Origin of the sequence: Streptomyces sp. A3M-1-3, from assembly GCF_024213665.1 — a bacterium.
Classification (GTDB): domain Bacteria; phylum Actinomycetota; class Actinomycetes; order Streptomycetales; family Streptomycetaceae; genus Streptomyces.
In genome coordinates this window covers 43,606-67,408 of record NZ_JANAVP010000018.1, presented here as the reverse complement: position 1 = coordinate 67,408, position 23,803 = coordinate 43,606, and the positions used below count along the sequence as shown (strand labels likewise).

At 69.0% G+C, this 23,803-nt stretch carries 23 protein-coding genes and 2 pseudogenes; 14 read left to right on the top strand and 11 right to left on the bottom strand.

Annotation, left to right across the window (positions count from 1 at the left end):
• Positions 1 to 2: 2 nt before the first annotated feature.
• Complete coding sequence (locus tag NLX86_RS21140; protein ID WP_254373306.1) at positions 3 to 527, bottom strand: GtrA family protein; 525 nt, start codon at positions 525 to 527, stop codon at positions 3 to 5.
• A 118-nt stretch (positions 528 to 645) separates the two neighbouring features.
• On the opposite strand from NLX86_RS21140, the gene NLX86_RS21135 reads away from it, so the two are divergent.
• From NLX86_RS21135 to NLX86_RS21125, 3 genes are all read left to right on the top strand, one after another.
• Positions 646 to 1,785 carry a 5-(carboxyamino)imidazole ribonucleotide synthase gene (locus NLX86_RS21135; protein WP_308409623.1) on the top strand — a complete coding sequence of 380 codons (1,140 nt, stop codon included), beginning with the start codon at positions 646 to 648 and terminating at the stop codon, positions 1,783 to 1,785.
• Positions 1,782 to 2,315, top strand: coding sequence for a 5-(carboxyamino)imidazole ribonucleotide mutase (gene purE, locus NLX86_RS21130; protein ID WP_254373305.1), 534 nt, complete (start codon positions 1,782 to 1,784; stop codon positions 2,313 to 2,315). Before NLX86_RS21135 ends, purE begins: the two co-directional genes overlap by 4 nt.
• 101 nt (positions 2,316 to 2,416) lie before the next feature.
• A complete protein-coding gene (locus tag NLX86_RS21125; protein WP_254373382.1) occupies positions 2,417 to 3,562 on the top strand; it encodes a dipeptidase in 1,146 nt (381 codons plus the stop codon).
• Positions 3,563 to 3,648: 86 nt separating this feature from the next.
• Here NLX86_RS21125 and NLX86_RS21120 read toward each other — a convergent pair whose 3' ends face one another.
• Positions 3,649 to 4,011: a VOC family protein gene (locus tag NLX86_RS21120; RefSeq protein WP_254373304.1), complete on the bottom strand. Its 363-nt coding sequence runs from the start codon at positions 4,009 to 4,011 to the stop codon at positions 3,649 to 3,651.
• Positions 4,012 to 4,099: 88 nt separating this feature from the next.
• Between NLX86_RS21120 and NLX86_RS21115 the strand changes: the two genes are divergently transcribed.
• The gene (locus NLX86_RS21115) at positions 4,100 to 4,603 is read left to right on the top strand and encodes a CGNR zinc finger domain-containing protein (RefSeq protein ID WP_254373303.1); all 504 of its coding nucleotides are present in this window, start codon (positions 4,100 to 4,102) and stop codon (positions 4,601 to 4,603) included.
• Positions 4,604 to 4,772: 169 nt separating this feature from the next.
• Here the strand turns inward: NLX86_RS21115 and NLX86_RS21110 are convergent, their stop codons facing one another.
• Positions 4,773 to 6,116 carry a UDP-glucose/GDP-mannose dehydrogenase family protein gene (locus NLX86_RS21110; protein WP_254373302.1) on the bottom strand — a complete coding sequence of 448 codons (1,344 nt, stop codon included), beginning with the start codon at positions 6,114 to 6,116 and terminating at the stop codon, positions 4,773 to 4,775.
• 242 nt (positions 6,117 to 6,358) lie between these two features.
• Between NLX86_RS21110 and NLX86_RS21105 the strand changes: the two genes are divergently transcribed.
• Entirely contained in the window at positions 6,359 to 7,465 is a 1,107-nt protein-coding gene (locus NLX86_RS21105; protein ID WP_254373381.1) for an acyl-CoA dehydrogenase family protein, read from the top strand.
• A gap of 577 nt (positions 7,466 to 8,042) precedes the next feature.
• On the top strand, positions 8,043 to 9,293 hold the full coding sequence (locus tag NLX86_RS21100; protein WP_254373301.1) for an IS110 family transposase: 1,251 nt from the start codon (positions 8,043 to 8,045) through the stop codon (positions 9,291 to 9,293).
• 427 nt (positions 9,294 to 9,720) lie between these two features.
• Here NLX86_RS21100 and NLX86_RS21090 read toward each other — a convergent pair.
• From NLX86_RS21090 to NLX86_RS21070, 5 genes and pseudogenes are all read right to left on the bottom strand, one after another.
• A pseudogene (locus NLX86_RS21090) lies at positions 9,721 to 9,834 on the bottom strand (DUF397 domain-containing protein); the annotation flags it as partial.
• Between the two features lie 72 nt (positions 9,835 to 9,906).
• Positions 9,907 to 10,155 carry a hypothetical protein gene (locus NLX86_RS21085; protein WP_254373300.1) on the bottom strand — a complete coding sequence of 83 codons (249 nt, stop codon included), beginning with the start codon at positions 10,153 to 10,155 and terminating at the stop codon, positions 9,907 to 9,909.
• 278 nt (positions 10,156 to 10,433) lie between these two features.
• On the bottom strand, positions 10,434 to 11,282 hold the full coding sequence (locus tag NLX86_RS21080; RefSeq protein WP_254373299.1) for a helix-turn-helix transcriptional regulator: 849 nt from the start codon (positions 11,280 to 11,282) through the stop codon (positions 10,434 to 10,436).
• Between the two features lie 17 nt (positions 11,283 to 11,299).
• Positions 11,300 to 11,824, bottom strand: a complete 525-nt coding sequence (locus tag NLX86_RS21075; protein WP_254373298.1) for a DUF6879 family protein — start codon at positions 11,822 to 11,824, stop codon at positions 11,300 to 11,302.
• Entirely contained in the window at positions 11,805 to 12,038 is a 234-nt protein-coding gene (locus NLX86_RS21070) for a hypothetical protein (protein ID WP_254373297.1), read from the bottom strand. Before NLX86_RS21070 ends, NLX86_RS21075 begins: the two co-directional genes overlap by 20 nt.
• Positions 12,039 to 12,347: 309 nt before the next feature.
• On the opposite strand from NLX86_RS21070, the gene NLX86_RS21065 reads away from it, so the two are divergent.
• The 6 genes and pseudogenes from NLX86_RS21065 to NLX86_RS21040 all read left to right on the top strand — a co-directional run.
• Complete coding sequence (locus NLX86_RS21065; RefSeq protein ID WP_254373296.1) at positions 12,348 to 12,821, top strand: GNAT family N-acetyltransferase; 474 nt, start codon at positions 12,348 to 12,350, stop codon at positions 12,819 to 12,821.
• 209 nt (positions 12,822 to 13,030) lie between these two features.
• Entirely contained in the window at positions 13,031 to 13,369 is a 339-nt protein-coding gene (locus tag NLX86_RS21060) for an antibiotic biosynthesis monooxygenase (protein ID WP_254373295.1), read from the top strand.
• The gene (locus NLX86_RS21055; protein ID WP_254373294.1) at positions 13,366 to 14,250 is read left to right on the top strand and encodes an NAD(P)-dependent oxidoreductase; all 885 of its coding nucleotides are present in this window, start codon (positions 13,366 to 13,368) and stop codon (positions 14,248 to 14,250) included. Before NLX86_RS21060 ends, NLX86_RS21055 begins: the two co-directional genes overlap by 4 nt.
• Positions 14,247 to 15,203: an amidohydrolase family protein gene (locus NLX86_RS21050; RefSeq protein ID WP_254373293.1), complete on the top strand. Its 957-nt coding sequence runs from the start codon at positions 14,247 to 14,249 to the stop codon at positions 15,201 to 15,203. The genes NLX86_RS21055 and NLX86_RS21050 overlap by 4 nt, the downstream gene beginning before the upstream one ends.
• On the top strand, positions 15,200 to 16,441 hold the full coding sequence (locus tag NLX86_RS21045; RefSeq protein ID WP_254373292.1) for a cytochrome P450: 1,242 nt from the start codon (positions 15,200 to 15,202) through the stop codon (positions 16,439 to 16,441). The genes NLX86_RS21050 and NLX86_RS21045 overlap by 4 nt, the downstream gene beginning before the upstream one ends.
• 167 nt (positions 16,442 to 16,608) lie before the next feature.
• Positions 16,609 to 17,359: pseudogene (locus tag NLX86_RS21040) on the top strand (RNA-guided endonuclease InsQ/TnpB family protein); the annotation flags it as partial.
• A 62-nt stretch (positions 17,360 to 17,421) separates the two neighbouring features.
• Here the strand turns inward: NLX86_RS21040 and NLX86_RS21035 are convergent.
• Positions 17,422 to 18,666, bottom strand: coding sequence for an LCP family protein (locus NLX86_RS21035; protein WP_254373291.1), 1,245 nt, complete (start codon positions 18,664 to 18,666; stop codon positions 17,422 to 17,424).
• 107 nt (positions 18,667 to 18,773) lie between these two features.
• On the opposite strand from NLX86_RS21035, the gene NLX86_RS21030 reads away from it, so the two are divergent.
• On the top strand, positions 18,774 to 19,298 hold the full coding sequence (locus tag NLX86_RS21030; protein ID WP_254373290.1) for an acyl-CoA thioesterase: 525 nt from the start codon (positions 18,774 to 18,776) through the stop codon (positions 19,296 to 19,298).
• A 27-nt stretch (positions 19,299 to 19,325) separates the two neighbouring features.
• Here the strand turns inward: NLX86_RS21030 and NLX86_RS21025 are convergent, their stop codons facing one another.
• Complete coding sequence (locus NLX86_RS21025; RefSeq protein WP_374213919.1) at positions 19,326 to 20,690, bottom strand: LCP family protein; 1,365 nt, start codon at positions 20,688 to 20,690, stop codon at positions 19,326 to 19,328.
• A 272-nt stretch (positions 20,691 to 20,962) separates the two neighbouring features.
• On the opposite strand from NLX86_RS21025, the gene NLX86_RS21020 reads away from it, so the two are divergent.
• Positions 20,963 to 22,006: a glycosyltransferase family 2 protein gene (locus NLX86_RS21020; protein ID WP_254373288.1), complete on the top strand. Its 1,044-nt coding sequence runs from the start codon at positions 20,963 to 20,965 to the stop codon at positions 22,004 to 22,006.
• 99 nt (positions 22,007 to 22,105) lie between these two features.
• Here NLX86_RS21020 and NLX86_RS21015 read toward each other — a convergent pair whose 3' ends face one another.
• A complete protein-coding gene (locus NLX86_RS21015) occupies positions 22,106 to 23,758 on the bottom strand; it encodes an LCP family protein (protein WP_254373287.1) in 1,653 nt (550 codons plus the stop codon).
• Positions 23,759 to 23,803 lie beyond the last annotated feature (45 nt).

Below are 23,803 nucleotides of genomic sequence, written 5' to 3'. Positions count from 1 at the left end.
CCTTATCGGTGGGATCGTTCCGCTCCGACCCGCGCCCTCGGGGTCTCCAGGAAAGCTTCGGCGGCCTGCACGGCCTCGCGCGCGGGAAGGGCGCGGAACACCCAGGTGCGGTAGGACCAGAAGCGGAAGAGGGTGGCGACGGCGATGCCCAGGAACTTGAAGACGTTGCTCTGCAGCGGGGTGTCCCAGCCGAAACCGTACGTCGCGACGTACAGCGCGCCGTTCTCGATGACCAGGCCGAGTGCGCTGAACAGCAGGAAGAGCGTCAGCTCCCGGGTACGGCGGCTCTTGTCGCGGTCGCGGTACGTGAAGTAACGGAACCCCACGTAGTTGAACCCGATGGCGACGACGGTCGCCAGCACGCTGGCCCGCACCACCTGGAGGTCGGTGGTGGCCCGGAGCAGGTTGAACACACCCAGGTTGACCAGCAGGCCCAGGCCGCCGACCGCGCCGAATTTGGCGACCTCGCGGGCGAGCTGCCGCAGCCGTGCGGAGAGTGCTGCCCGCTTGTACGACACAGCGCTCATGATGATCGCTAGCCCCTGTCGGTCGATTGCGTCAACCCAGCCATGCTAATCGCCGGGCCACGAGTACGCCCCTGCGGGCTGGACCGGGGCGGTCGGGCGTGGCGGATACCCTGGTGGCGTGACGTTCCCGGTAGTCGGCATGGTCGGCGGCGGTCAGCTCGCCCGTATGACCCACGAGGCGGGCATCCCCCTCGGCATCAGATTCAAGCTCCTCAGCGATACCCCACAGGACTCGGCGGCCCAGGTGGTCAGCGATGTCGTCATTGGCGACTATCGCGACCTGGACACGCTGCGCGCCTTCGCGCGCGGCTGCGATGTGATCACGTTCGATCATGAGCATGTCCCGATCGAGCACCTGCGGGCCCTGGAGGCGGACGGCATTCCCGTCCGGCCGGGGCCCGAGGCGTTGGTGCACGCCCAGGACAAGGGGGTGATGCGCGCCAAGCTGGACGAGATCGGCGCGCCCTGCCCCCGGCACCGCATCGTGGCGGACCCCGCCGATGTGACTGCCTTCGCGGCCGAAGGTGACGGCTTCCCCGTCATCCTCAAGACGGTGCGCGGCGGCTACGACGGCAAGGGCGTCTGGTTCGTCCGTTCCGAAGCGGACGCCGAGGCCCCCTTCCGGGCCGGTGTGCCGGTCCTCGCCGAGGAGAAGGTCGATTTCCGCCGCGAGCTCGCGGCGAACATCGTCCGCTCGCCGCACGGCCAGGCCGTGGCGTACCCCGTCGTCGAGTCCGTCCAGGTCGACGGCGTCTGCGACACCGTGATCGCCCCCGCCCCGGACCTCGCCGGCGAGCTGGCGGGCCAGGCCCAGCAGCTCGCCCTCCGGATCGCGCAGGAGCTGGGCGTGGTCGGCCACCTCGCGGTCGAACTGTTCGAGACGACCGACGGCCGGATACTCGTCAACGAGCTGGCCATGCGCCCGCACAACTCCGGGCACTGGACCCAGGACGGCGCGGTCACCTCGCAGTTCGCCAACCACGTCCGGGCCATCCTCGACCTGCCGCTCGGCGACCCGCGCCCGCGCGTCAGGTGGACGGTCATGGCGAACGTCCTCGGCGGCGACTACCCCGACATGTACGCGGCGTACCTGCACTGCATGGCCCGCGACCCGCAGCTCAAGATCCACATGTACGGCAAGGACGTGAAGCAGGGCCGCAAGGTCGGTCACGTCAACACCTACGGCGACGACCTGGACGACGTAATCGAACGCGCCCGTCACGCAGCCGGCTACCTCAGAGGAACGGTCACGGAATGAGTTCCCCCAGCTCTCCCCTCATCGGCATCGTCATGGGCTCCGACTCCGACTGGCCCGTCATGGAAGCCGCCGCCCAGGCCCTGGACGAGTTCGAGATCCCGTACGAGGTCGACGTCGTCTCCGCGCACCGCATGCCGCGCGAGATGATCGCGTACGGCGAGGAGGCCGCCGGCCGCGGCCTGAAGGCGATCATCGCGGGCGCCGGCGGCGCGGCCCACCTGCCGGGCATGCTCGCCTCCGTCACCCCGCTCCCGGTGATCGGCGTTCCCGTACCCCTGAAGTACCTCGACGGCATGGACTCGCTCCTGTCCATCGTCCAGATGCCGGCGGGCGTCCCGGTGGCCACGGTCTCGGTGGCCGGCGCGCGCAACGCGGGGCTGCTCGCGGCGCGCATCCTCGCGACCCAGGACGCGGACCTGCTCGCCCGTATGCGCGAGTTCCAGCAGGAGCTGAACGAGCAGGCGACCGAGAAGGGCAGGCGCCTGCGGTCGAAGGTCGAGAGCGCGGCTTCGTTCGGCTTCGGCCAGTGACGGCGAAAGGCACAGGAGCCGTGGAGCACGAGAAGCACGAGGACCACGAGGAGTCCCAGAAGCAGGAGGAGTACGGCGAGTACCTCGGCCGGGCCCGCGAACTGCTCGCCGACCACCCCGTGGCCGACGGTCACAACGACCTCCCGTGGGCGCTGCGCGAACAGGTCCGCTACGACCTCGCGCAGCGGGACATCGCTGCCGACCAGTCGGCGTACCTGCACACCGACATCCCGCGGCTGCGGGCCGGCTGCGTCGGCGCGCAGTTCTGGTCCGTGTTCGTACGCTCCGACATGGCGGGCGACGAGGCGGTCAGCGCGACCCTGGAACAGATCGACGGCGTCGGCCAGCTGATCGCCCGCTACCCGGCGGACCTGAGCCGGGCGCTCACGGCGGACGACATGGAGCAGGCCCGCCGCGACGGCCGGATCGCCTCCCTGATGGGCGCCGAGGGCGGCCACTCCATCAACAACTCGCTGGCGACGTTGCGCGCCCTGCACGCGCTCGGCGTCCGCTACATGACCCTCACGCACAACGACAACATCGACTGGGCCGACTCCGCGACGGACGTCCCGCGGGCCGGCGGCCTGACCCCGTTCGGCCAGGAGGTCGTACGGGAGATGAACCGCTGCGGCATGCTCGTAGACCTCTCGCACGTGGCCGCCACGACGATGCGCGACGCCATCGCCACCTCCACCGCGCCGGTGATCTTCTCGCACTCGTCCGCGCGTGCGATCTGTGACCACCCGCGCAACATCCCCGACGACGTCCTGGGCAGGCTCCCGGCCAACGGCGGCGTCGCGATGGCCACGTTCGTCCCGAAGTTCATCCTCCCGGCGGCGGTCGCCTGGACCCAGGCGGCGGACGAGAACATGCGGGCCCACGGCCTGCACCCCCTCGACACCACGCCCGAGGCGATGAAGGTCCACCGCGCGTACGAGGCCGCTCACCCGCGCCCGGTCGCCACCGCGTCCACCGTGGCCGACCACCTCGACCACATGCGCGAGGTCGCCGGGATCGACCACATCGGCATCGGCGGCGACTTCGACGGCACGGCGTTCACCCCGGCCGGCCTGGACGACGTGGCGGGCTACCCGAACCTCATCGCCGAGCTGCTGCGCCGGGGCTGGTCCTCGGCGGACCTGGCCAAGCTGACCTGGCAGAACGCGGTACGGGTGCTTCGTGCGGCGGAGGACGTGGCCCGGGACATCCAGTCCCGCCGGGGCCCGTCCAACGCGGTCATTTCCTGACGCGACGGGGGCCGGGCGGGGGCGGGGGCGGGCGCGCGCAAAGTGCCCGCCCCCGCCCCCGGACGTATGGCCGTACTACGCCGCGGTCAGGAGGCGCAGAGGCAGAACGGATGCCCGGCCGGGTCGGCATAGACCCGGAAGGACCGCGTCCGGTCGTCCGCGTCCAGTGCCTGCGCGCCGAGCGCGAGCGCCCGCGCCTCCGCGGCGTCGAGATCCTCGACGGTGAGGTCGAGGTGGAACTGCTGCGAGGCGTCCGGCGCGGGCCACCTCGGAGCCACGTACCCCGGTGCCTTCTGGAAGCAGAGCGGCGTCCCTTCGTACCCGCTGAGATCCACCCACCCCTCGTCGTCGGCCTCGACCTTGCCGCCGAGCAGTTCGGCGTAGAAGGCGGCGAGTGCGTGCGGGTCGGGACAGTCCAGGACGACGGTGCCCAGCTTGGCGACAGCCATGGTTCTCCTCCTCGCGGGAGTTACCGGTACCTATCTCTAACCGGTAACCGTTACCTCATACTCCCGCATAGGAGGTAACGTCGCAAGCATGAATGAGAGAGCGCCCGCGCCGGGGGGCCTCGCGCTCGTGGAAGCGCTGGTGAACACGCTGAGCGTCGACACGGGCGAGGACCGCCTCGCCGAGACGTTCGCGCTCTCCGGGGACGAACTCGCGGGGGCCGAGGAACTGCGGGAGGCGCTGCGGGCCGCGTGTCTGGCCCACGCGGGCCAGGACATGCCGCCCGAGGCGGCCGGCACCCTGACCCGCCTGCTGTCGGGCGCTCCGCTCGTCGTCACGGTGGACCAGGAGGGCGCGGCGGCGCTGAGCGCGGCCGGCGACGGCTCCGGCCTGACCGCCCGTATCGCGGCGGCCGTCGCGGAGGCCGTCACGGCCGGCACCTGGTCACGTCTCAAGGCGTGCGAGGCGGAGGACTGCCGCTGGGCGTACTACGACCGCAGCCCGGCGGGCCGCAGCCGCTGGTGCACGATGTCGGTCTGCGGAAGCCGAGCGAAAATGCGCACGTACCGTGCAAAACGCACCCCCAAACCCTGAGCACGCCCCGACGGAAGCCCCGGAGCCGTTCCGGCAGCACCCATGCCCTGTCAGCTCCGGCGCCGGGCGCGTCATGCCCGGCCGGAGCGACCCGCAGCCCCGCGGCCGTACCGGCGTCTACGACGGCCGAGGCGGCTGCCCGCGCCCGGCGTGTCAGGCCATGAACAAGCTACCCGCGGGGGCGGCCCATTGCTCGGTATGTCCAGCCCGCCTCGCGCCAGCGGACCGGGTCCAGGGCGTTGCGGCCGTCAAGGATCAGTCGCTCCGCGACCACCTCGCCCAGCTCCGCCGGGTCCAGCTCGCGGAACTCGCGCCACTCCGTCAGGTGCAGCACCACATCCGCGCCCCGGGCCGCCTCCAGCGCCGTGTCCGCGTACCCGAGCGTCGGGAAGAGGCGCCGCGCGTTGTCCATGCCCTTCGGGTCGTACACCATCACCTGGCCGCCCTGCAGGTGGATCTGACCGGCGACATTGAGCGCAGGTGAGTCCCGTACGTCGTCGGAGTCGGGCTTGAACGTCGCGCCCAGCACCGCCACCCGCTTGCCCAGGAAGCCGCCGCCCCCGACCGCGTCCCGGGCGAGTTCGACCATGTGCCCGCGCCGCCGCATGTTGATCGAGTCGACCTCGCGCAGGAACGTCAGCGCCTGGTCCGCGCCCAGCTCACCCGCGCGCGCCATGAACGCGCGGATGTCCTTCGGCAGACAGCCGCCGCCGAAGCCGATTCCGGCGCGCAGGAACTTCGACCCGATGCGCTCGTCGTACCCGATCGCCTCGGCCAGCTTCACCACGTCGCCGTCCGCCGCCTCGCACAACTCGGCCATCGCGTTGATGAACGAGATCTTGGTCGCCAGGAACGAGTTCGCGGAGGTCTTCACCAGTTCGGCCGTCGGGAAGTCCGTCACCACGAACGGCGCCCCTCTCCCGACCGGAGTCCCGTACACCTCACGCAGCAGCTTCTCGGCCCGCTCGCTCTCGACGCCCACGACGATCCGGTCCGGGTGCAGCGTGTCCTGTACGGCGAAGCCCTCGCGCAGGAATTCCGGGTTCCAGGCGAGCTCGGCCGCCGCGCCCACCGGCGCCAGCTCGGCCAGCCGCGCCGCGAGCCGGGCCGCGCTGCCGACCGGCACGGTCGACTTGCCCACGACCAGGGCCGCCCGCCGCAGCTGCGGCGCCAGCGACTCGAAGGCGGCGTCGACGTACGACATGTCGCACGCGTACTCCCCCTGCTTCTGCGGAGTGTTCACGCACACGAAGTGGACATCGCCGAACTCGCCGACCTCCTCCCACGACGTGGTGAAGCGCAGGCGTCCGCTCGACCCCTCTATCCCCGCGACATGCTTGCGCAGCAGCTCCTCCAGCCCCGGCTCGTACATCGGGACCTTGCCGGCCGCCAGCAGCTCGATCTTCTCGGGGACGACATCCAGCCCGAGCACCTCGAAGCCCAGCTCGGCCATGGCCGCGGCGTGCGTGGCGCCGAGGTAGCCGGTGCCGATCACGGTGATCTTAAGGGCCATGTGGTGCTCCAGTGGGGTGCGGGCAGGCGTGCGCGCCCGAGCATAGTCGGGCATTTTCCGGGGACGTTCCCCTGTGTCCGCCGCCGCTGTCGCGAAGCTCACGTATGCCGGTGGGCGGCAGCCGTCTAAAATTGGGTTACTTAACGGTAGTTAGCATCCTTGGGGAGTGAAAGACCTTGGCGTCAAAGGTGAGCGGCACCGCGACCGACTTCGACCTGTACCGCCCGGCCGAAGAGCACGACATGCTCCGCGAAACCGTCCGCTCCCTCGCCGAGGCGAAGATCGCGCCGTTCGCCGCGGAGGTGGACGAGCAGGCCCGCTTCCCGCAGGAGGCGCTGGACGTCCTCGTCTCCTCCGACCTGCACGCGGTGCACGTACCGGAGTCTTACGGCGGCGCGGGCGCCGACGCCCTCGCGACCGTGATCGTCATCGAAGAGGTGGCCCGCGTCTGCGCCTCCTCCTCCCTGATCCCGGCCGTCAACAAGCTGGGCTCGCTGCCGGTGATCCTCTCCGGCTCCGAGGACCTGAAGAAGAGGTACCTCGGCCCGCTCGCCGCCGGCGACGGGATGTTCTCGTACTGCCTCTCCGAGCCGGACGCCGGCTCGGACGCGGCGGGCATGAAGACCAAGGCGGTCCGCGACGGCGACCACTACATCCTCAACGGCGTGAAGCGCTGGATCACCAACGCCGGCGTCAGCGAGTACTACACGGTGATGGCCGTCACCGACCCCACCAAGCGCTCCAAGGGCATCAGCGCGTTCGTGGTCGAGAAGTCCGACGAGGGCGTCTCCTTCGGCGCGCCGGAGCGGAAGCTCGGCATCAAGGGCTCCCCGACCCGCGAGGTCTACCTCGACAACGTCCGGATCCCCGCCGACCGCATGATCGGCGAGGAGGGCACCGGCTTCGCCACGGCGATGAAGACCCTGGACCACACCCGCATCACGATCGCGGCCCAGGCCCTCGGCATCGCGCAGGGCGCGCTGGACTACGCCAAGGGCTACGTCCAGGAGCGCAAGCAGTTCGGCAAGCCGATCGCCGACTTCCAGGGCGTGCAGTTCATGCTCGCGGACATGGCGATGAAGCTGGAGGCGGCCCGCCAGCTCACCTACGCGGCGGCCGCCAAGTCCGAGCGCGTCGACGCCGACCTCACGTTCTTCGGCGCGGCCGCCAAGTGCTACGCCTCGGACGCGGCCATGGAGATCACCACGGACGCGGTCCAACTCCTGGGCGGCTACGGCTATACCCGCGACTACCCGGTGGAGCGCATGATGCGCGACGCGAAGATCACGCAGATCTATGAAGGTACGAATCAGGTCCAGCGGATCGTGATGGCAAGGAACCTGCCGTAGCAGGGTTTCGCAGGTCACCGACCTTCCCGGGTGGTCCGGGAGCCGTGATCGGCTCCCGGCCCGTCCGGGACAGCAGCCCCGGCCACTGGCCGGGGCTTCGTCGTTGCCGAACTACGGTGCCGGGCACGTCAGCTCCGGCGATGCCCGGTTGGGTGAGCACGTCACCAGGGCTACGGAGTGGAACAGGGTTCCTAATTCGTGTGTAGGCGGTTCCAGACCAGCTCGTGGGTGAGCTGCTGGACTGTTGAAGCGGGTTGGGTTCGTAGCGGCCGCGTGGGCACCGGGCAGACTCCTGTCGGTTCCCGGCCCGTCGAGGCCTTATGAGAGAACGGTGGCGCCCGGTGTCTCGGGCCGCTGCGGAACCCAACCCGGCCTCCCGCACGTAGATCGTTGTGGTGTGAGCCCGTCGCAGGGCGACCTCTTCGCTTCCTCCCGAGCCGCCGAGCTCTTCGTAAGACGGAGGCCCCTGCGGTGCGCTGGTGCCGCGAACGGCTAGTGAGATGGCGGACCGAAGAGTCCTGGAATTAGGTCGCCGCGTGGCCCGCACAGGCTCCCCACCTGCGCACACAACAAGAGAATGGAGAACCGTGTGACCGTGTTCTGCGGGATCGACTGGGCCGAGAGCCACCATGACGTGGCTCTGGTCGATAACACCGGACAGCTGCTGGCCAAGCGCCGCATCACGGATGACGCGGCGGGCTACCGGCTGCTGCTGGACCTGCTCGCCGAGTACGGCGACACCGTCGAGGAACCGATTCCGGTGGCCATCGAGACCGGACGGGGCCTGCTCGTTGCCGCCCTGAACACCGGAACACGGCCGATCTACGCGATCAACCCCCTCGCTGCGGCCCGCTATCGCGACCGTCACAGTGTCTCGCGCAAGAAGTCCGACCCCGGCGATGCCCTGGTCCTGGCGAACATCCTGCGAACCGATAGACACGCGCACCGCCAGCTGCCCGCCGACACCGATCTCGCACGGGCGATCACTGTCCTCGCCCGTGCCCAGCAAGACGCGGTCTGGGCGCGTCAGCAGCTGGTCAACCAGGTCCGCTCGCTGCTGCGGGAGTTCTTCCCTGCCGCCCTGGACGCTTTTCTGGGCAAGCAGCACGGCCTGGCCCGCCCCGAGGCTCGCGCGGTGCTGACCTCGGCACCGACCCCGGCCAGGGCCGCCAGACTCACCCCGGCCCAGCTGCGGGCGGCACTGAAACGCGCGGGCCGCACCCGGGGCATCGACGCCGAGGCCGATCGCCTGCGAACCATCTTCCGCGCTGACTACGCCCACCAGCCGCAGGCCGTCGAGGATGCCATGGGCTATCAACTTCTGGCATTGATACGCCAGTTGGACGCAGCCTGCCTGGCCGCCGAGGAACTCGCGACGGCGGTGGAGGAACATTTTCGCCGGCACCCGGACGCTGAGATCCTCCTCAGCTTTCCCGGCCTGGGAGTACAACTCGCCGCCCGGGTGCTCGCCGAGATCGGAGACGACCGCAGCCGCTTCGCCGACGCCCGCGCCTTGAAGGCCTACGCGGGATCGGCTCCCATCACTCGCGCTTCGGGCAAGAAACGCTACGTCGGACGGCGCTTCATCAAGAACGACCGGCTGATCACCGCTGGATTTCTCTGGGCCTTCTCCTCGCTGAGAGCCTCTTCTGGGGCTGACGCGCACTACCGCCGACGACGCGAGCACGGGGACTGGCATGCCCAGGCCCAGCGGCACCTGTTCAACCGCATGATCGGCCAGCTCTACCACTGCTTGCAGACCGGACAGCTCTTGGACGAACAGCATGCTTTTACCTCCTCGACAGCGGAGTTGGTCGTCGCGGCTTGACTTCTTAGGCACGTGAGATGTCTCTCAAGTAGTGCCCGTGGGACACGTCCCCGCCCCAGGCCAGCCGTTCCACGGCTGAGGCCACCAGACCGGCAAGCCGTGTGGTGTCCTGCTCGGACTGTAAGGCGAACCGGGGGGCGAACTCCGTTAGTTGGTTGCCGAGCCATTCGGCTGCTTCCTTCGGCTCCTCCCACGTCCCCCGGATCAATGGCGACGGTTTCAGGAGCCAGTGGGCCGTTTGCATGGGCGGCAGTTCGGAGTACGAGAAACCAGGGTGCTCCGGCCGTCTGTCGCCTTCCTTGTCGAATGCGGGTTTCTCACCCAGCCAGGCGTAACCATGGATGTGCAACGCAGATCCGTTCCTGAGAGGGCGACGGCCCCGCCCCTCGGGGGAAGGGCAGGGCCGTCAGTCGGGTGGTTCCGTGGGTCAGGCCGAGAGGCCGAAGCGCGCCGGGTCGATACCGGCCGCATCCAGTTCTTCCGTGGTGTAGCGCAGCGGCTCTATGTCCGGCCGCTTGCTGTCACCGAGGGCCCACGCGTCCACGGGCCGCCCTGCCGCCCCTGCCGGGCGGAAGTTCAAACGAGTGCCCCCGCAAGGGCTGTGAGGGCTCTGTCAGGCCCGCTCGGAGCGTGCCGCCGGATTACCCACGGCAGCCGCGATACGCAGCGCTTCCGCTATCTGCTCGATGTGGTCTGCCCGCACCGTGCCCACATGCACGTACGGCCTGCCGGTGCGAGTGACCATCGGCCGCAGATGCTCCTGCACACGCTCCGGGACGCCCAAGGCTGCCAGCGCTTCCCGAAGCGCTTTGGTGGCGTCCTCCGCCCGCGCGCGACCGTCGCGCCACGTCTGCATGTCCATCAGTGTGCGTCTCCGTGGTGCCGGCGCAGCTCCACATTGCGGTCAGACACGCCGCTGTAGTCACCCCTGGATCGTGCGTTCTCCCGGGCAACCACGATGGATAGGCAAGAGGAGCAACCCGGCTTGGCCGAGGGCTCGGCCGGTGGCTCGCTCAGGTGGTATCCCTGCGGCTTCTGCGTCACCATTGCGTGGCCTCCCCGGCTGATCCGCTCTCGATGCAACGACCGTATGGAGCAGATGAGTTGGCGGTCCACGATGTTGCACGTGGTTGCACAGATTCATCCGAGTGAGTCGATTGCCCTCGTAATGCGGGCGCGAGCCTCCGAGCCGTGCACAGCGATTCGGGACAGCTCACCGAACGCCTTCAGGTACGTACGGATCTCTCCTGGGGCCGTCACGTTGATTTCTGCGGTCAGAGTCTCAACGGCCACTTGGGCGTCATCGAAGGCGTAGAACGCTTCGAGGGGCCAGACCGTCCGGCGGGCCTCGAAAGGGATCACTCCCAGCGAGACGTTCGGCTGGGCCATGACGGAGAGCAGGTAGCCAAGCTGGCCTGCCATGGCTTCGTCGTCACTGACGCGGTAGTAGAGAACCGTCTCTTCCAGCAGCAGTGCAAAGCGGTGGTCGCCCTCGCGTACGACGCGCGAGCGATCCAGCCTGGCCCGCACGGCGTCCGAAACGTCATCTGGGGTGCCCTGGAACTCTGTGATGGAGCGGAGCAGACCCGTGGCGTACTCGGCGGTCTGGAGCATCCCGGGAACGAGGTTGGAGGCGTAGACACGAAAGTGACGGGTCCGCTGGTACAGCGGAACGGTCTGCTCGTGAACGCGACGCATCCCGTCGCGGTGGATCTGTCTCCACTCCACGTACATGGATTCAGCGTTGCGTGAAGCCGCGATGAGGTCCGCTATCTGATCCGCGGCCCCACAAGCCGTACACCAGGCCCGAATATCCGCGTCGGACGGCGGTGTTTTGCCTCGGGCGATCCGTGACGACTTCGACTTGTGCCAGCCGCACCGAGCGGCCAGTTCATGCCCTGTGAGTCCGGCGTCCTTCATGATGCCCTGCAAGCGGGCTGCCAGGGCGGCGCGCGCCGCTTGTGCGCTGGAGAGCGGGGACGAGGACATGAACCAGCCGGCCAGCGTCAGACGCTGTACTTCTCGTGCGGGATACCGCGTTCCCACACTGCTTCGAAGGCCGACGTGCAGAGCTGAGCCACGGCAGGCTCCTCCGTCTGGTCGGTGTGGACCCACCGGCCGTCGCCATCAAAGATGTTGAATTGAACCAACCGGCCGTCGAACAGCCAGAAGTCGTTACCGGGCAGAGTCAGTTCGGACGCGTGACGCCGAGGAAGCCAACGAATCTTCTCGCCCGCCGCGACGTTTGTGAACGTGCCGGAGTGTTCAAAGCGGATGTAGTCGCTGACAGGCTCCGAGACGATCCGGGCGCGGCGCATAACCACACCCTTGCTCGTGACCTCCTGAACAAGGTCGAGCCAGGGCCGCCACCATGTCGTACGGTCGTCGGGATCGAGCCGGTTGCCTCTCTTCCATGCCGCGAACTCTTCGATCTCGTTCTCTACGCCGTACGCATCGCGCATCTCCAGATGGACGGCCGATCTCTCAGCCGCCCGGAGAAGGTCCGCAAAGCTAGTCAAGCTCTGCGACATCAAGCGCCTCCCTGAGAAGCGGGATCATCCGCTTCGGTACCCGGATCACTGTCTCGTGGTCGGGGATCGCAACATCTTTCGAGCTTTCGCCGGTCGTCTGCTCGTCCGCCTTCCACCCCTGAACGAGGAGATCCTTCGTCTCCTCATCGACCCACACAGCCGGAGATCCGTGATCTCCGGACTCAGGATCCTTACCGACGAACCGTAGTGCCATGACAACCTCCGCCGTCGAGCCCGTTGCGCCTGGTTGCACGACCCTCACCCTCCGGGATCAGCCGCGTCAAGGGGGCAGGCGCAGCGCGCGGAAGCGCGGTGGCCGGTTCGGCATCGCTGCCCGGCGGTTCGCAACGGTCTGACCTGGGACAGCTCTGGGGGATCACGCGGTCACCGCGGCTCAACCCACCACCGCTCGGGCAGAGCAGCTCCCAGGGGCAGGGCCACCCGCGAGCGCGAGAGGTGCGTAGCGTTCTCCCATACCTGAGCTTCAGCGCGCCTTCGCTTCGACCATGGCCCTGCCCTGCTCGTGTTCGAGCAGGAGAAGCGGGCCTACTTCGCCGCGTCGGTTCCCGACCGTGGCGACGACTACTTCGCGCACTTCGACGCACGGCACAGCGACCTGCTCGCCGAGCAGGCCGCCGGGCTGCACTACTTCAACGTGCTGGTGGGCAGCGGCGGCGAGGTGCTGGGGCGGGTCAATCTGATCGATGTGGCGGACGGTTCCGCCGAGCTCGGGTACCGGATCGCCGAGAGGGCCGCCCGTCAGGGCCTGGCCACGGCCGCCGTTCGGGAGATATGCGCTCTTGCTGCCGCGGAGTACGGCCTGACCGTGCTGCGGGCCGCGACGACACTCGACAACGCCGGCTCGCAAGCCGTGCCGGCCCGCGTGGGATTCGCGCCCACCGGCGATGTCCTGCTGGGTGGCCGCCCAGGAATTCGCTACGCACTGAACCTGAGTGAAGTCCACGAGCCGAAGTCGCAGCCGCGTGGTCGCAGCTGATCGTCAAGGAGCAAGCGCGTCCACTTTTACGTCGCTTGGGCGTACGGTCACGCCTTTGGGAGGGGTCTTCGACTGTCACCCGTACGGGCTAGCCGTCGCGGCGGAGCCCTTGTGTCCGTTGGGTTGTGCCCATGTCGGAGTTGCGCGGCCCCCAGCGCCATGAGTCGGTTGGAGTCGTGTTCTGTCAGATCTCACCACCAGGAGGAGACATGGGCACTGCGCAGAAGGGCCAATCGGCCGAAAAGCTGTCCGTCGTGTTCGCGGTCCACGTCATCGAGGGCGGCGAACAAGGGTTTCTGGACATGTACGAGCGGATGCGCAAGTCCGTCGCCAGCGTCCCCGGGCACCTCATCGAAAGACTCGGCAAACCCATCGACGGCTCCCGGCAGTGGGTGATCACCAGCGAGTGGGAGACGCCCGAGCACTTCTTCGCCTGGCAGCAGGGCGAGGACCACCGCGCACTGGTGGCTCCGCTGCGCGAGTGGGTCGACAAGACTCAGTCGCTGCGGTTCCAGGTCATCCAGGAGACCGTGGGGGTGAAGGAATGACGCGCCCCACCGGCCCCGTCGCCGTACTCGGTCTCGGCACGATGGGCACCAGCCTGGCAACTCGCCTTCTTGACCAGGGCATTCAGGTGCGGGTCTGGAACCGCACCCCGGAGCGGACCGAGCCGCTCGCCAAAGCCGGCGCATTCGCCGCGACCCACCCGGCCCATGCCGTCGAAGGTACGAGCGCTGCCATCTGCGCAGTGGCCGACGGCGAAGCGCTCGGCGCCGTGCTGCGGGGACCGGACGGGGTCCTGACCGGGGGCCCGTACCCGGGCTCCCTGGTCTGCGCCAGCACGGTGGCCCCCGAAGAGGTCGTCCGTCTCGCCGGGGACGTGCCGTCCGTTCTGGACGTCGGCATGCTGGGCAACCGCGAGCACGCCCGTACCGGCGGACTCCGGCTGTTCGTCGGCGGCGAGGAGCGGGTCTTCACCGCGGGGCGGCCGCTGCTCGACATGCTGGGCAAGGAGGTCGTCCACCTCGGCGAACTCGGCTCCGGCATGCGGATGAAGCTGCTCCTCAACCTGCTGATGGGGATCGAGGTGCAGGCTCTGGCCGAGGCCGTCGAGCTGGCGGCCGCCACCGGACTCGACCGGCAGCTCGTCCTCAGCACCATCGCGGGCAGCGGCTTCGCCTCACCGGTCATGTCGTTCAAGTCGAAGCGCCTGGCAGTCGGGCACTACGACAAGCCGGACTTCCGGCTGCGCCTGATGGCCAAGGACCTCCAACTCGTCGTGGACCAGGCCGCGGAGGCCGGAGTGCGGCTTCCGCTCGCCTCCGCGGCCGCGGAGGCCCACATCCGCGCCACCGAGCAGGGGCACGGCGACGAGGACTGTGTCGCGGTCACCCACGCACTCACACCGAACCCGGGAACCCGCAAATGATCATCGACATCCACGGGCATCTGTCCCCACCGGAGGCGGCCAGACGCTTCCCCATGCCCCCCAGCCTGACCGACGTCGACGGAATGCTCGCCGCCCGGGCTCAGGCCGGGATCGACCTCACGATCATCGGCAGTCCGGTTGGCGCCGGCGCGATGGCGCGAGTCCCGGGCGTCGACAACTACGCGCAGCCACGAGACCGGCTGCGAGGTTTCCACGCCTGGATGTCGGGCCTGATCGCGTCCTTCCCGGACCAGTTGCGCGGGTACGTGTACGCCAACCCGTTCGGCGACGACGATCACCTGGAAGGAGTCCGGGAGACGCTGGCAGACCCCGCCTTCGTCGGTCTGATCACCACCTCCAGCGTCCACGGCGAGCTGCTCGGCTCCGAGCGGGCCGACTCCTTCTTCGCGCTGGCCGCCGAGATGGGAGTGCCGGTCCTGGTGCACGCCCCGGCCGAGCCGATCGGCACGGAACGGGTCGACGACGTCGGCTTCGTCGAGCAGATCGGCCGGTTCGGCGACGTCACGATGGGCATGGCCATGATCGCGTTCGCGGGATGGCTGGACAAGTACCCCGGCCTGCGACTGATCGGCGCCACCGGCGGCGGCGCGCTCGCGCTGCTGCCGGAACGCCTGCAGACGGCGGCGCGCCCCCGGCACTGGGCCGGGGGCGCGCCGCCGGCGCCGGCCTCCACCCCGCCGGCGGCCGACCCCGGCGCGGCGCTGCAGCGCATGTACGTCGACACCAGCCCCTTCAGCCCGGCGCACCTCGGCCTCAACGCGGAGGTGCTGGGACCCGAGCGGATGCTGTTCGGCACCGACTCACCGCCGATGTCCGCGCCGCTGGAGGAGCTCATTCGCATGATCGAGAAGCTGCCCGTCGACAAGGCGTCCCAGCAGCTCATCCTCGGCGGCAACGCCGAGGCTGTCTTCGACCTGAGGAGCCGTCCGTGACCACCCTGGAAGACCCCGTCGCAGCAGCCGAGAGATGTACCCCCGAGTTCCGGCGGAACCCTCACCCGGTCTACGCGAGCCTCCGGGACGCGGCGCCCGTATGCCCCATGCGGCCGCCGCACGGCATCGACACGTACCTGATCACGCGGTACGAGGATGCGCGGGCCGCCCTGGCGGATCCGCGGCTGAGCAAGGACATGTACGGGGCGATGGACGCCTACCGGAGGATCTTCGGCGACTCGTCCGTGGCTCTGGACGATCACATGCTCAACTCCGACCCGCCCAAGCACACCCGGCTGCGCAAGCTGGTCAGCTCTCAGTTCACCCCGCGCCGCGTGGAGTCGCTGAGGCCGCAGATCCAGGACATCGTCGACACGCTGCTCGACGGATGCGCGACCCGGAAACCGGTCGACCTGCTGCCCGCGTTCGCGTTCCCGCTGCCGATCACCGTGATCTGCGAACTGCTCGGCGTGCCGACGGACGAGCGGTCGGAGGTGCAGCGCTCGTCCACCACGGTGGCGCAGACCGGGTTCAGCAAGGAATCCAAGCTGGCCCAGCAGAAGGCGGAGGAGAGCCTGCACGCGTACTTCGCGGACCTCATCGCCCGTAAGCGCAGCCGCCCGGGTGAAGACCTGCTCAGCGCTCTCATCACAGCCCGGGACAACGACGGCGGGCTCACGGAGAACGAGCTGATCTCGACAGCGTTTCTGCTGATGTTCGCGGGTCACAAGACGACCGCCTACCTCATCGGCAACGCCGTCCACCATCTCCTCGCCCATCCCGATCAGCTCCGCGCCGTGCAGGCGAACCCGGAGCTGGTGGGACAGGCGGTGGAGGAGCTGCTGCGCTACGACGGCTCGGTGGAGAGCGCGACGTTCCGTTTCGCGACCGAGGATGTAGAGATCGCCGGGACGCGGATTCCGAAGGGCGCCCTGGTGCAGATCGCGCTCACCTCGGCCAACCGCGACCCGCTGAAGTTCGACTCCCCGGACCAGTTCGATGTGACGCGACCGGACGCGCAAAGTGGCCATCTGGGGTTCGGGCACGGCATCCACTACTGCCTGGGAGCGCCGCTGGCCAGACTGGAGATGCAGCTCGCTCTCACCGGTCTGTTCAGCCGCTTCCCAAGGGTGGCTCTGGCCGACCCCGCGCGTGAGGCGCCCTGGCTGGAGGTTCCGTTCCCGGCCTTCCGCGGCCTTACGGAGCTGCCCGTCGTGCTCGAGCCCGCCGGTCAGTGACTGACCGCACTCTCGGTGGGTCAGAGGCACCCTTCGGGGTGCCTCTGTCTTTCACCTGATAACCGGAGGACGCCCCCACCTTTACTTTAGGTGGGGGAGGGATCCGGCTAAGCCGAATCGCCGCCGGGCGATTCGGCGTCCACCACGGGAGTGCTGAGGGCGACCTCGGAATCGCGTTGACGGTCGTGTGGTCGCGGGAGCTGCCCAAGCCCCCGTCCTCGGTGCGCGTGTACCGGGACAGTCTCGGACACTGGTACGCATCGTTCGTGGTCGCCACGACAACCGAGGCCCTGCCCGCCACCGGCCGCGACATCGGTATCGACTGGGGCGTCAAAGAGACCGCGACCACCACCTCCGACGCGCACGATCTCCCCCACGCGCAGCATGGGAAGAACACCGCCCAGCGTCTGGCCCGCTACCAGCGGATGATGGCCCGACGGAAGCCGAAGCGTGGCCAGACAGGATCGAAGGGCTACCGCGAGGCGAAGCGACAGACCGCGAAGCTCCACAAGAAGGTGGCCCGGCAGCGTGAGGACACCGGCCGCAAGTGGGCCAAGGCTGTGGCCCGCGACCATGACCGCCTGGCGGTGGAGGACTTTCGCCCGAAGGTCCTCGCCAAGTCCACCATGGCGAGGAAGGCCGCTGACGCTGCCATCGGCGCGACCAAGCGAGCGCTGATCGAGATGGCCCGCAAACACGGTCGCGAGCTGCACCTCGTACACCCCGCGCACACCACAATGGACTGCGCACAGTGCGGAGCAAGAGCCAAGCACGCACTACCTCTTTCGGAACGAACGTATAGGTGCACCGCGTGCGGAGCCGTCTCGCCCAGAGACAAGAACTCCGCCCGCGTGATGCTCGTCCGGGCTGGTCTCATACCCGGCTAGCGCTGATCGTTTAAGACCTGCTGGTCCGCCGGGCCGCAGGCGACGTGAGCTAGGAATCCCCCTCGTTGAGGACTCCGTTGGGAGGGGGAGGAGTCAATGCGACTCGACGGTTACCTTCTCGTCGTTCTTGAGCTGCTGCACCAGCTGCTGCACCTTGGCCTTGTCCCAGACCAGGTTGCCGCCCCTGGTGCCCGAGATCGGCATGTTCATGGACTTGCCGTCGCCGCCCGTGACGCCCTTCATCGCGAAGAACATCTGGCTCAGGTCCCACAGGCTCATGTCCTTGTCGACGATGAGTGTGTCCAGGCCGGCGCCCATGGTCGGGTACAGCTTGAAGGGGTTCAGGATCGTGCCCGGCGTCGCCGTCTGGCTCGCCAGGGCGGCGAGGAACTTCTGCTGGTTCTTCGTGCGGTCCAGGTCGCTGCCCGCGAACGCGTAGCGGGTGCGGACGAAGGCCAGCGACTGCTCGCCGTTGAGGGTCTGCTTGCCGGCCTGGAAGTCGGCCCCGGAGTTCTTGTCCTTGAAGGCCTTGGGGATGTCCATCTCCACGCCGCCGATCGCGTCCACGATGTTCGCGAAGCCGGCGAAGCCGATCTCGACGTAGTGGTCGATGCGCAGGCCGGTGTTGTGCTCGACGGTACGGACAAGGAGTTCGGGGCCGTCCTCCGAATACGCCGCGTTCAGCTTGACCTGGCGGCCCTGGGCCGGGAAGAGCTTGCCGGAGTCCGAGCCGCGGAAGGACGGTATCTCCACGTTCGAGTCACGCGGCAGCGAGATCAGGGTGGGCCCGTTGCTGCCGTCGTGGAGGATCATCATCGAGTCGGTGCGCTTGCCGTCGGCGGAGCCCGTCCGGAGCCTCTTCTTCTCCTCGGCGGACATGCCCTTGCGACTGTCCGAGCCCACGATCAGGTAGTTCGTGCCGTCGCCCTCGCCCGGCCGCTCGATGACCTTGGAGAGGTCGACCTCGCGCTTGAGCTTGGAGTCGGCCCAGAAATACGTACCGACGGAAACCGCCAGGACGACGACGGCCAGGGCCGGCGCGCCCCGCTTGAAGCGGCGGCGCCAGTCGGGGGCGGCCTGCGCCGTGCGCCGCGGACGGCCACCGGAGCCGTTGCCGCCGCCGTAGACCTGGCCCTGGTTGTAGGCGCCGTCGTAGTCGTCGTAACCCTGCGACTGCTGCGGCGGAACGCCCGGCACCGGCGGTGCGGCGGCAGGTCCCTGGGCCTGCCTGCGCTGAATGTGCCGCATGGACCGGGCGCCTTCGGGCTGCGCGCTCGCGCTGCCCCGTCCGTACCGGTCGTTGCGGTTGTCGGTCCATCCGTCGGGCCAGTCATTCATGCCGACAAGCATGCATGCCGGGTCGTGCCGGCTGACAGGGCGGGTGGGGAATCGGGCCCGGGCTGTTGCAGAGCTGATGCAATGTGGCCGGACTTAAGGTGGTGACCATGACAGATCTTCCCGGCAAGCCCACCGCAGCTTCACGAACGACCCTCTCGCACATCATGACCGGCAGTGACACCAACCTGCTCGGGACGGTACACGGCGGCGTGATCATGAAGCTGGTGGACGACGCGGCGGGCGCGGTTGCCGGGCGGCACTCCGGTGGCCCCGCCGTCACCGCGTCCATGGACGAGATGGTGTTCCTGGAGCCGGTCAGGGTCGGGGACCTGGTTCATGTGAAGGCGCAGGTCAACTGGACCGGCCGGTCCTCGATGGAGGTCGGGGTCCGGGTCCTGGCGGAGCGCTGGAACGAGTCGACGCCGGCGACCCAGGTCGGCACCGCGTACCTCGTGTTCGCCGCGGTCGACGCAGACGGCAAGCCCCGGCCCGTACCCCCCGTGATACCGGAGACCGAGCGCGACGAGCGGCGCTACCAGGAGGCGCAGATCCGGCGTACGCACCGGCTCGCCCGGCGGCGGGCGATCAAGGAACTGCGGGAGAAGCGGTCCGCCGAGGGCTTCGACGACTGAGCCGGCCCCGGCCGCTCGGGCCACCACCTACGGGCAGACCACCTGGTCGCCCGTGACCACGCCGAACTCGCCCTGGTAGGGGTCCTCCGCCCGGACCGGTGTGACTCCCTTGAAGTCCGTGCCGGCCGTCACCCGCAGCGTCGGCCCCTGCCCCTTCACCGCCCGCAGCTCGGCCCCCGGCAGCGCGACCGCCAGCGACTGCGCCGAGCGGTTCCAGCGTGGGTCGTACGACACGACCGTCCGCCGCACGTCGCGGCTCGCCGCGTTCCCCGGGCTGCCCGTGGTGTTGAACCCGGTGGCCTTCAGGGCCTTGTCGACGCGGCCGCCGAGGCCGTCGATGGCCGTGCCGTTCTCGACGTGTACGCGGATCTGCTGCGGGGCGACGTCGACGGGCGCGGCCCGCTGCCGCTTCGGCCGGTACGGGGCGAGGGGGCGGTCGTCGCGCAGCGCGCTGAAGAGTTTCGTGGCCTTCGGCTCGTCCCATTTGACGGTCGAGCCGATGCCCTTGACCGGGTGGCTGACGTCAACGACCGGTACGGACGTGAACTCCGACGACGCCGGTGTGAAGCCGCGCATCGCCTGGCCCAGGGTGAACATCTCCTGCGTACCGAAGCCCCTGTCCGCCCGTACCGAGCCGAGCAGCGTGGCGGAGACCTGGCGGAACTTCACCGGGTTGAGCATGACTCCGGTGCCGGTCACGCGGGAGATGAGCGCGGCCAGGAAGCGCTGCTGGCGCTGCATGCGGCCGAGGTCCGAGGCGCCGTCGATATGCCGGGAGCGGACGTACTGCAGGGCCTGTCCGCCGGTCAGCTGGTGGCTGCCGGCGGGCAGGCTGAGTCCGGTGTACGAGTCATTCATCGGCCGGACCGTGCAGATCTTCACCCCGCCGACCGCGTCGACGGTCTTCATGAAGCTGGTGAAGTCGACCTCCAGATAGTGGTCGATCTTCACCTTGGTCATGTGCTCGACGGTGCGCACGGTGAGGTGGGGCCCGCCCTCCGCGTACGCGGCGTTGAGCTTCACCGGGTGGGCCTCGTGCCGCTCGCCGGTGTTCTGGTCGGTGTGCGCGGGCACCTCGGCGTAGCTGTCCCGGGGCAGGCTCACGATGCTCGCGCGTTCCCGGTTCTCCGAAATGTGCACCAGCATCAGCGTGTCGGTGCAGTGGCAGGGCGCGCCCCCCAGCCGGTACTTCTGCTTCTCCTCTTGTGTGATCTTGTCCCGGCCGTCGGTGCCGACGAGCAGGACATTCATGCCGTGGCCGGCCTCGGGCCGGTTCTTCATGTCCCTGAAGGGGTCGACCCGGTCGATCCCTGTGTCCAGGCCGGTCATCAGCGCGTGTCCGATCGCTCCGGACCCCAGCACCACCACGGAGAGTGTTGTCGCCACCCGCACACCCCACCGGGGCCGGTCGCGGCGTCGGTGCGGTCCGCGCCGCGGGGCGTTCCGGGGCGGCCGGGGCGGCCGGGAACCGGGAGAGCGGTGCGGCTGGGGCACGTGGGACACCTCCGCTGGCGGCAAGGGGGGGACCGTGAGCACCGTAGGCCCATACGATCTGCGACAGCCGCCGGCAACCGGGCGGCGCGCGACCGTGTCCCCCGATCGCGGTAACGTGACCACTGATACTGCTGTCTCCCGGGGGCGACCCCGGACCCCCGAAGGACCACATGCCCCAGCATCCATCCGTCTCCGTGATCATGCCGGTGCTCAATGAGGAACGTCATCTGAGGAACTCCGTCCAGCACATCCTGGAGCAGGAGTACGAGGGCGAGATGGAGGTGGTGATCGCGCTCGGGCCCTCCACGGACCGCACCGACGAGATCGCCGCCGAGCTGGTACACGAGACCGCGGGCAACGCCCGGGCCCGCGTCCACACTGTCCCGAATCCGACCGGCCGTACCCCGGCCGCCCTCAACGCCGCCATCAAGGCGTCCCGGCACCCCGTCGTGGTGCGGGTCGACGGCCACGGCATGCTCTCGCCGGACTACATCGCGACCGCCGTGCGGCTGCTGGAGGAGACCGGCGCGCACAACGTGGGCGGCATCATGCACGCCGAGGGCGAGAACGACTGGGAGCACGCGGTCGCCGCCGCGATGACCTCGAAGATCGGCGTCGGCAACGCGGCCTTCCACACCGGTGGCCAGGCCGGTCCCGCGGAAACCGTGTATCTGGGTGTGTTCCGCCGCGAGGCGCTGGAGCGGCAGGGCGGGTACAACGAGGAGTTCATCCGGGCCCAGGACTGGGAGCTGAACTTCCGCATCCGCGACGCGGGCGGGATGATCTGGTTCTCGCCCGAGCTGAAGGTCCAGTACCGGCCGCGCCCGAGCATCAGGGCGCTCGCCAAGCAGTACAAGGACTACGGCCGCTGGCGCCACGTCGTCGCCCGCTACCACGCCGGCTCGATCAACCTGCGCTATCTCGCGCCGCCGACCGCGGTCTGCGCGATCGCCGCGGGCGCGGTGCTGGGCGCGGCCGTCACCCCGTGGGGCCTCGTCGTCCCGGCCGGCTATCTCGCCGCGATCGTGGCGGGCTCGGTCCCGGTGGGCAAGGGCCTGCCGCTGAAGGCGCGGGCGCAGATCCCCGTCGCCCTGGCCACCATGCACATGTCCTGGGGGTACGGCTTCCTGACCAGCCCGCGCGCGCTGGCGAAGAAGGTCATCGCGAGCCGCCGCCCGGCCGTCCGGCCGTCCGCCGACTCGGCGTCGGCCTAGCCACCTGGCCCCACCCGGCCTCACCTGGCCACGACAGCTGCACCGTACGTACGAAAGGGCCCCCGCGCGGGGGCCCCTTCCTACGTCAGGTCGTCCTCGCTACCAGGTGAAGCCCTTCTGGACCTGCATGCACTTCTTGTCCTCACCGTTGAGCGGGCGGGCCGAGGTCGGCGCATTGCCGTCGTCGGTCGTGGACGCCTTGGGGAACGTGTTCCCCGTACGCCAGTCCGCGCCCACGATCAGCGTGATGCCCGACACGTCCGTCGACCGCTGCACCGAGCTGAGCGGCACACCGAGGGCCTTCGCGACCGCCTGGGCGTCGCCCTCCAGATCGCTGCTGGGGAAGCGGATCACGGTCTTGTCCTCGGCCGCGAACTGAGTGTCGGCCCTGGCCGCCGTGAAGCCCTTCCCGCCGAGCACGCCGGTGACCGCGCCGGCCCGGCCCCTCTCGCGGACCTGAGCGCCGTCCTTGCCGCTGGTGCCGTTGCGTACCAGCACGGCGATGTCACCGATCGGAGCGGCCGGATCCTTGGATGCGGGTGTGGCGGGCTTCTTCTTGGCAGGGGCCTTGCCGTCGAGCGGGATGTCGTCGCGGACCATCTGGAAGAGCTTGTCGGCGTCGCCCGGCTTGGGTTCGACCCGGTTGGGGTCCGACGGTGACGGTATCCACGGCATGGTGGTCATGGTGATGCGCTCGGTCGGGACCTTCTTGAGCTCCATGCTCAGATCGAAAAGCTTGTCGATCTTGTTGAGGCTCTCGTCGACGACCATCGCCTCGATGGCGGCCTGGGCCAGGCTGTTCAGCTTGGTCGGGTTACTGAGCTTGGCGTTCTCGCGGAACTCGCGGGCCATCGAGTTCATGTACATGTGCTGGCCGTGCGTACGCGCCAGGTCGGTGCCGTCCTCGAAGCCGTACCGGGTCCGCAGCCACTGCAGCGCCTCCTCACCCTGGATGTTGGTGGTGCCCTTCTCCAGCTTCAGCCCGGAGCCCTCGCCCTTGTGGTTGCGGGAGTGGACGTTGTCGGTGACGCAGACCGGGACACCGCCGATGGCGTCGGCCATCGAGACCACACCGGCGAAGTCGATCATCATGAAGTGGTCGATCGGAATCTTGGTCAGCTTGTGCCAGGCGGCCACCGTGCAGCCGGGCCCGCCCCGCCCGAGGGACTCGTTGGTCATCCGCCGCCCGACGGTCGCCGGAAAGACCTCGCCGTCCTTCGCAGTGCACTTGGGCATCCTGATCAGGGTGTCGCGCGGCATGCTGATCACGGAGATGTTGCTGCGGTCGGCGGAGACGTGCAGCAGCATCTGCACGTCCGCGAGGGGAGTGCCACCGAAGGTCTCCTTGGCGCCCCCGAGGTCCTGGTTCGCCTTGGAGTCACGGGCGTCGGAGCCGATGAGCAGGATGTTCAGCGGAATCTGGCCGAAGGCGTTCGGCTTGGACCGGCCCATCTCCTTGTCGCCAAGGTTCAGTTCGTCCGTCTTGATGCTGTCGTTGAGATGGCGGTAGTACAGGTATCCGGCGGCGGCCGTCCCCAGTATGAGCAGCGAGAGAACCGCCGCGGCCCAGCGCAGTATGCGCCACTTGCCGCGACGTCTGCGCCGGGGTACGCGGCGACGGTGGGCGTCTCCCGCGTCCGCCGGCTCTCTCTGCGGGTCCCCACCCTCGTACAGGCCCTCGTGCAGGCCGAGTTCACGGACGTGCTCCCCCCTCGGGGGCGCCCCCTCCCTCTGCACGCTGCTCTGCGTCACTCGTCCCCCTGATTGTCAAGCTCTGTGTCGGGTCCGCCGGGCAGG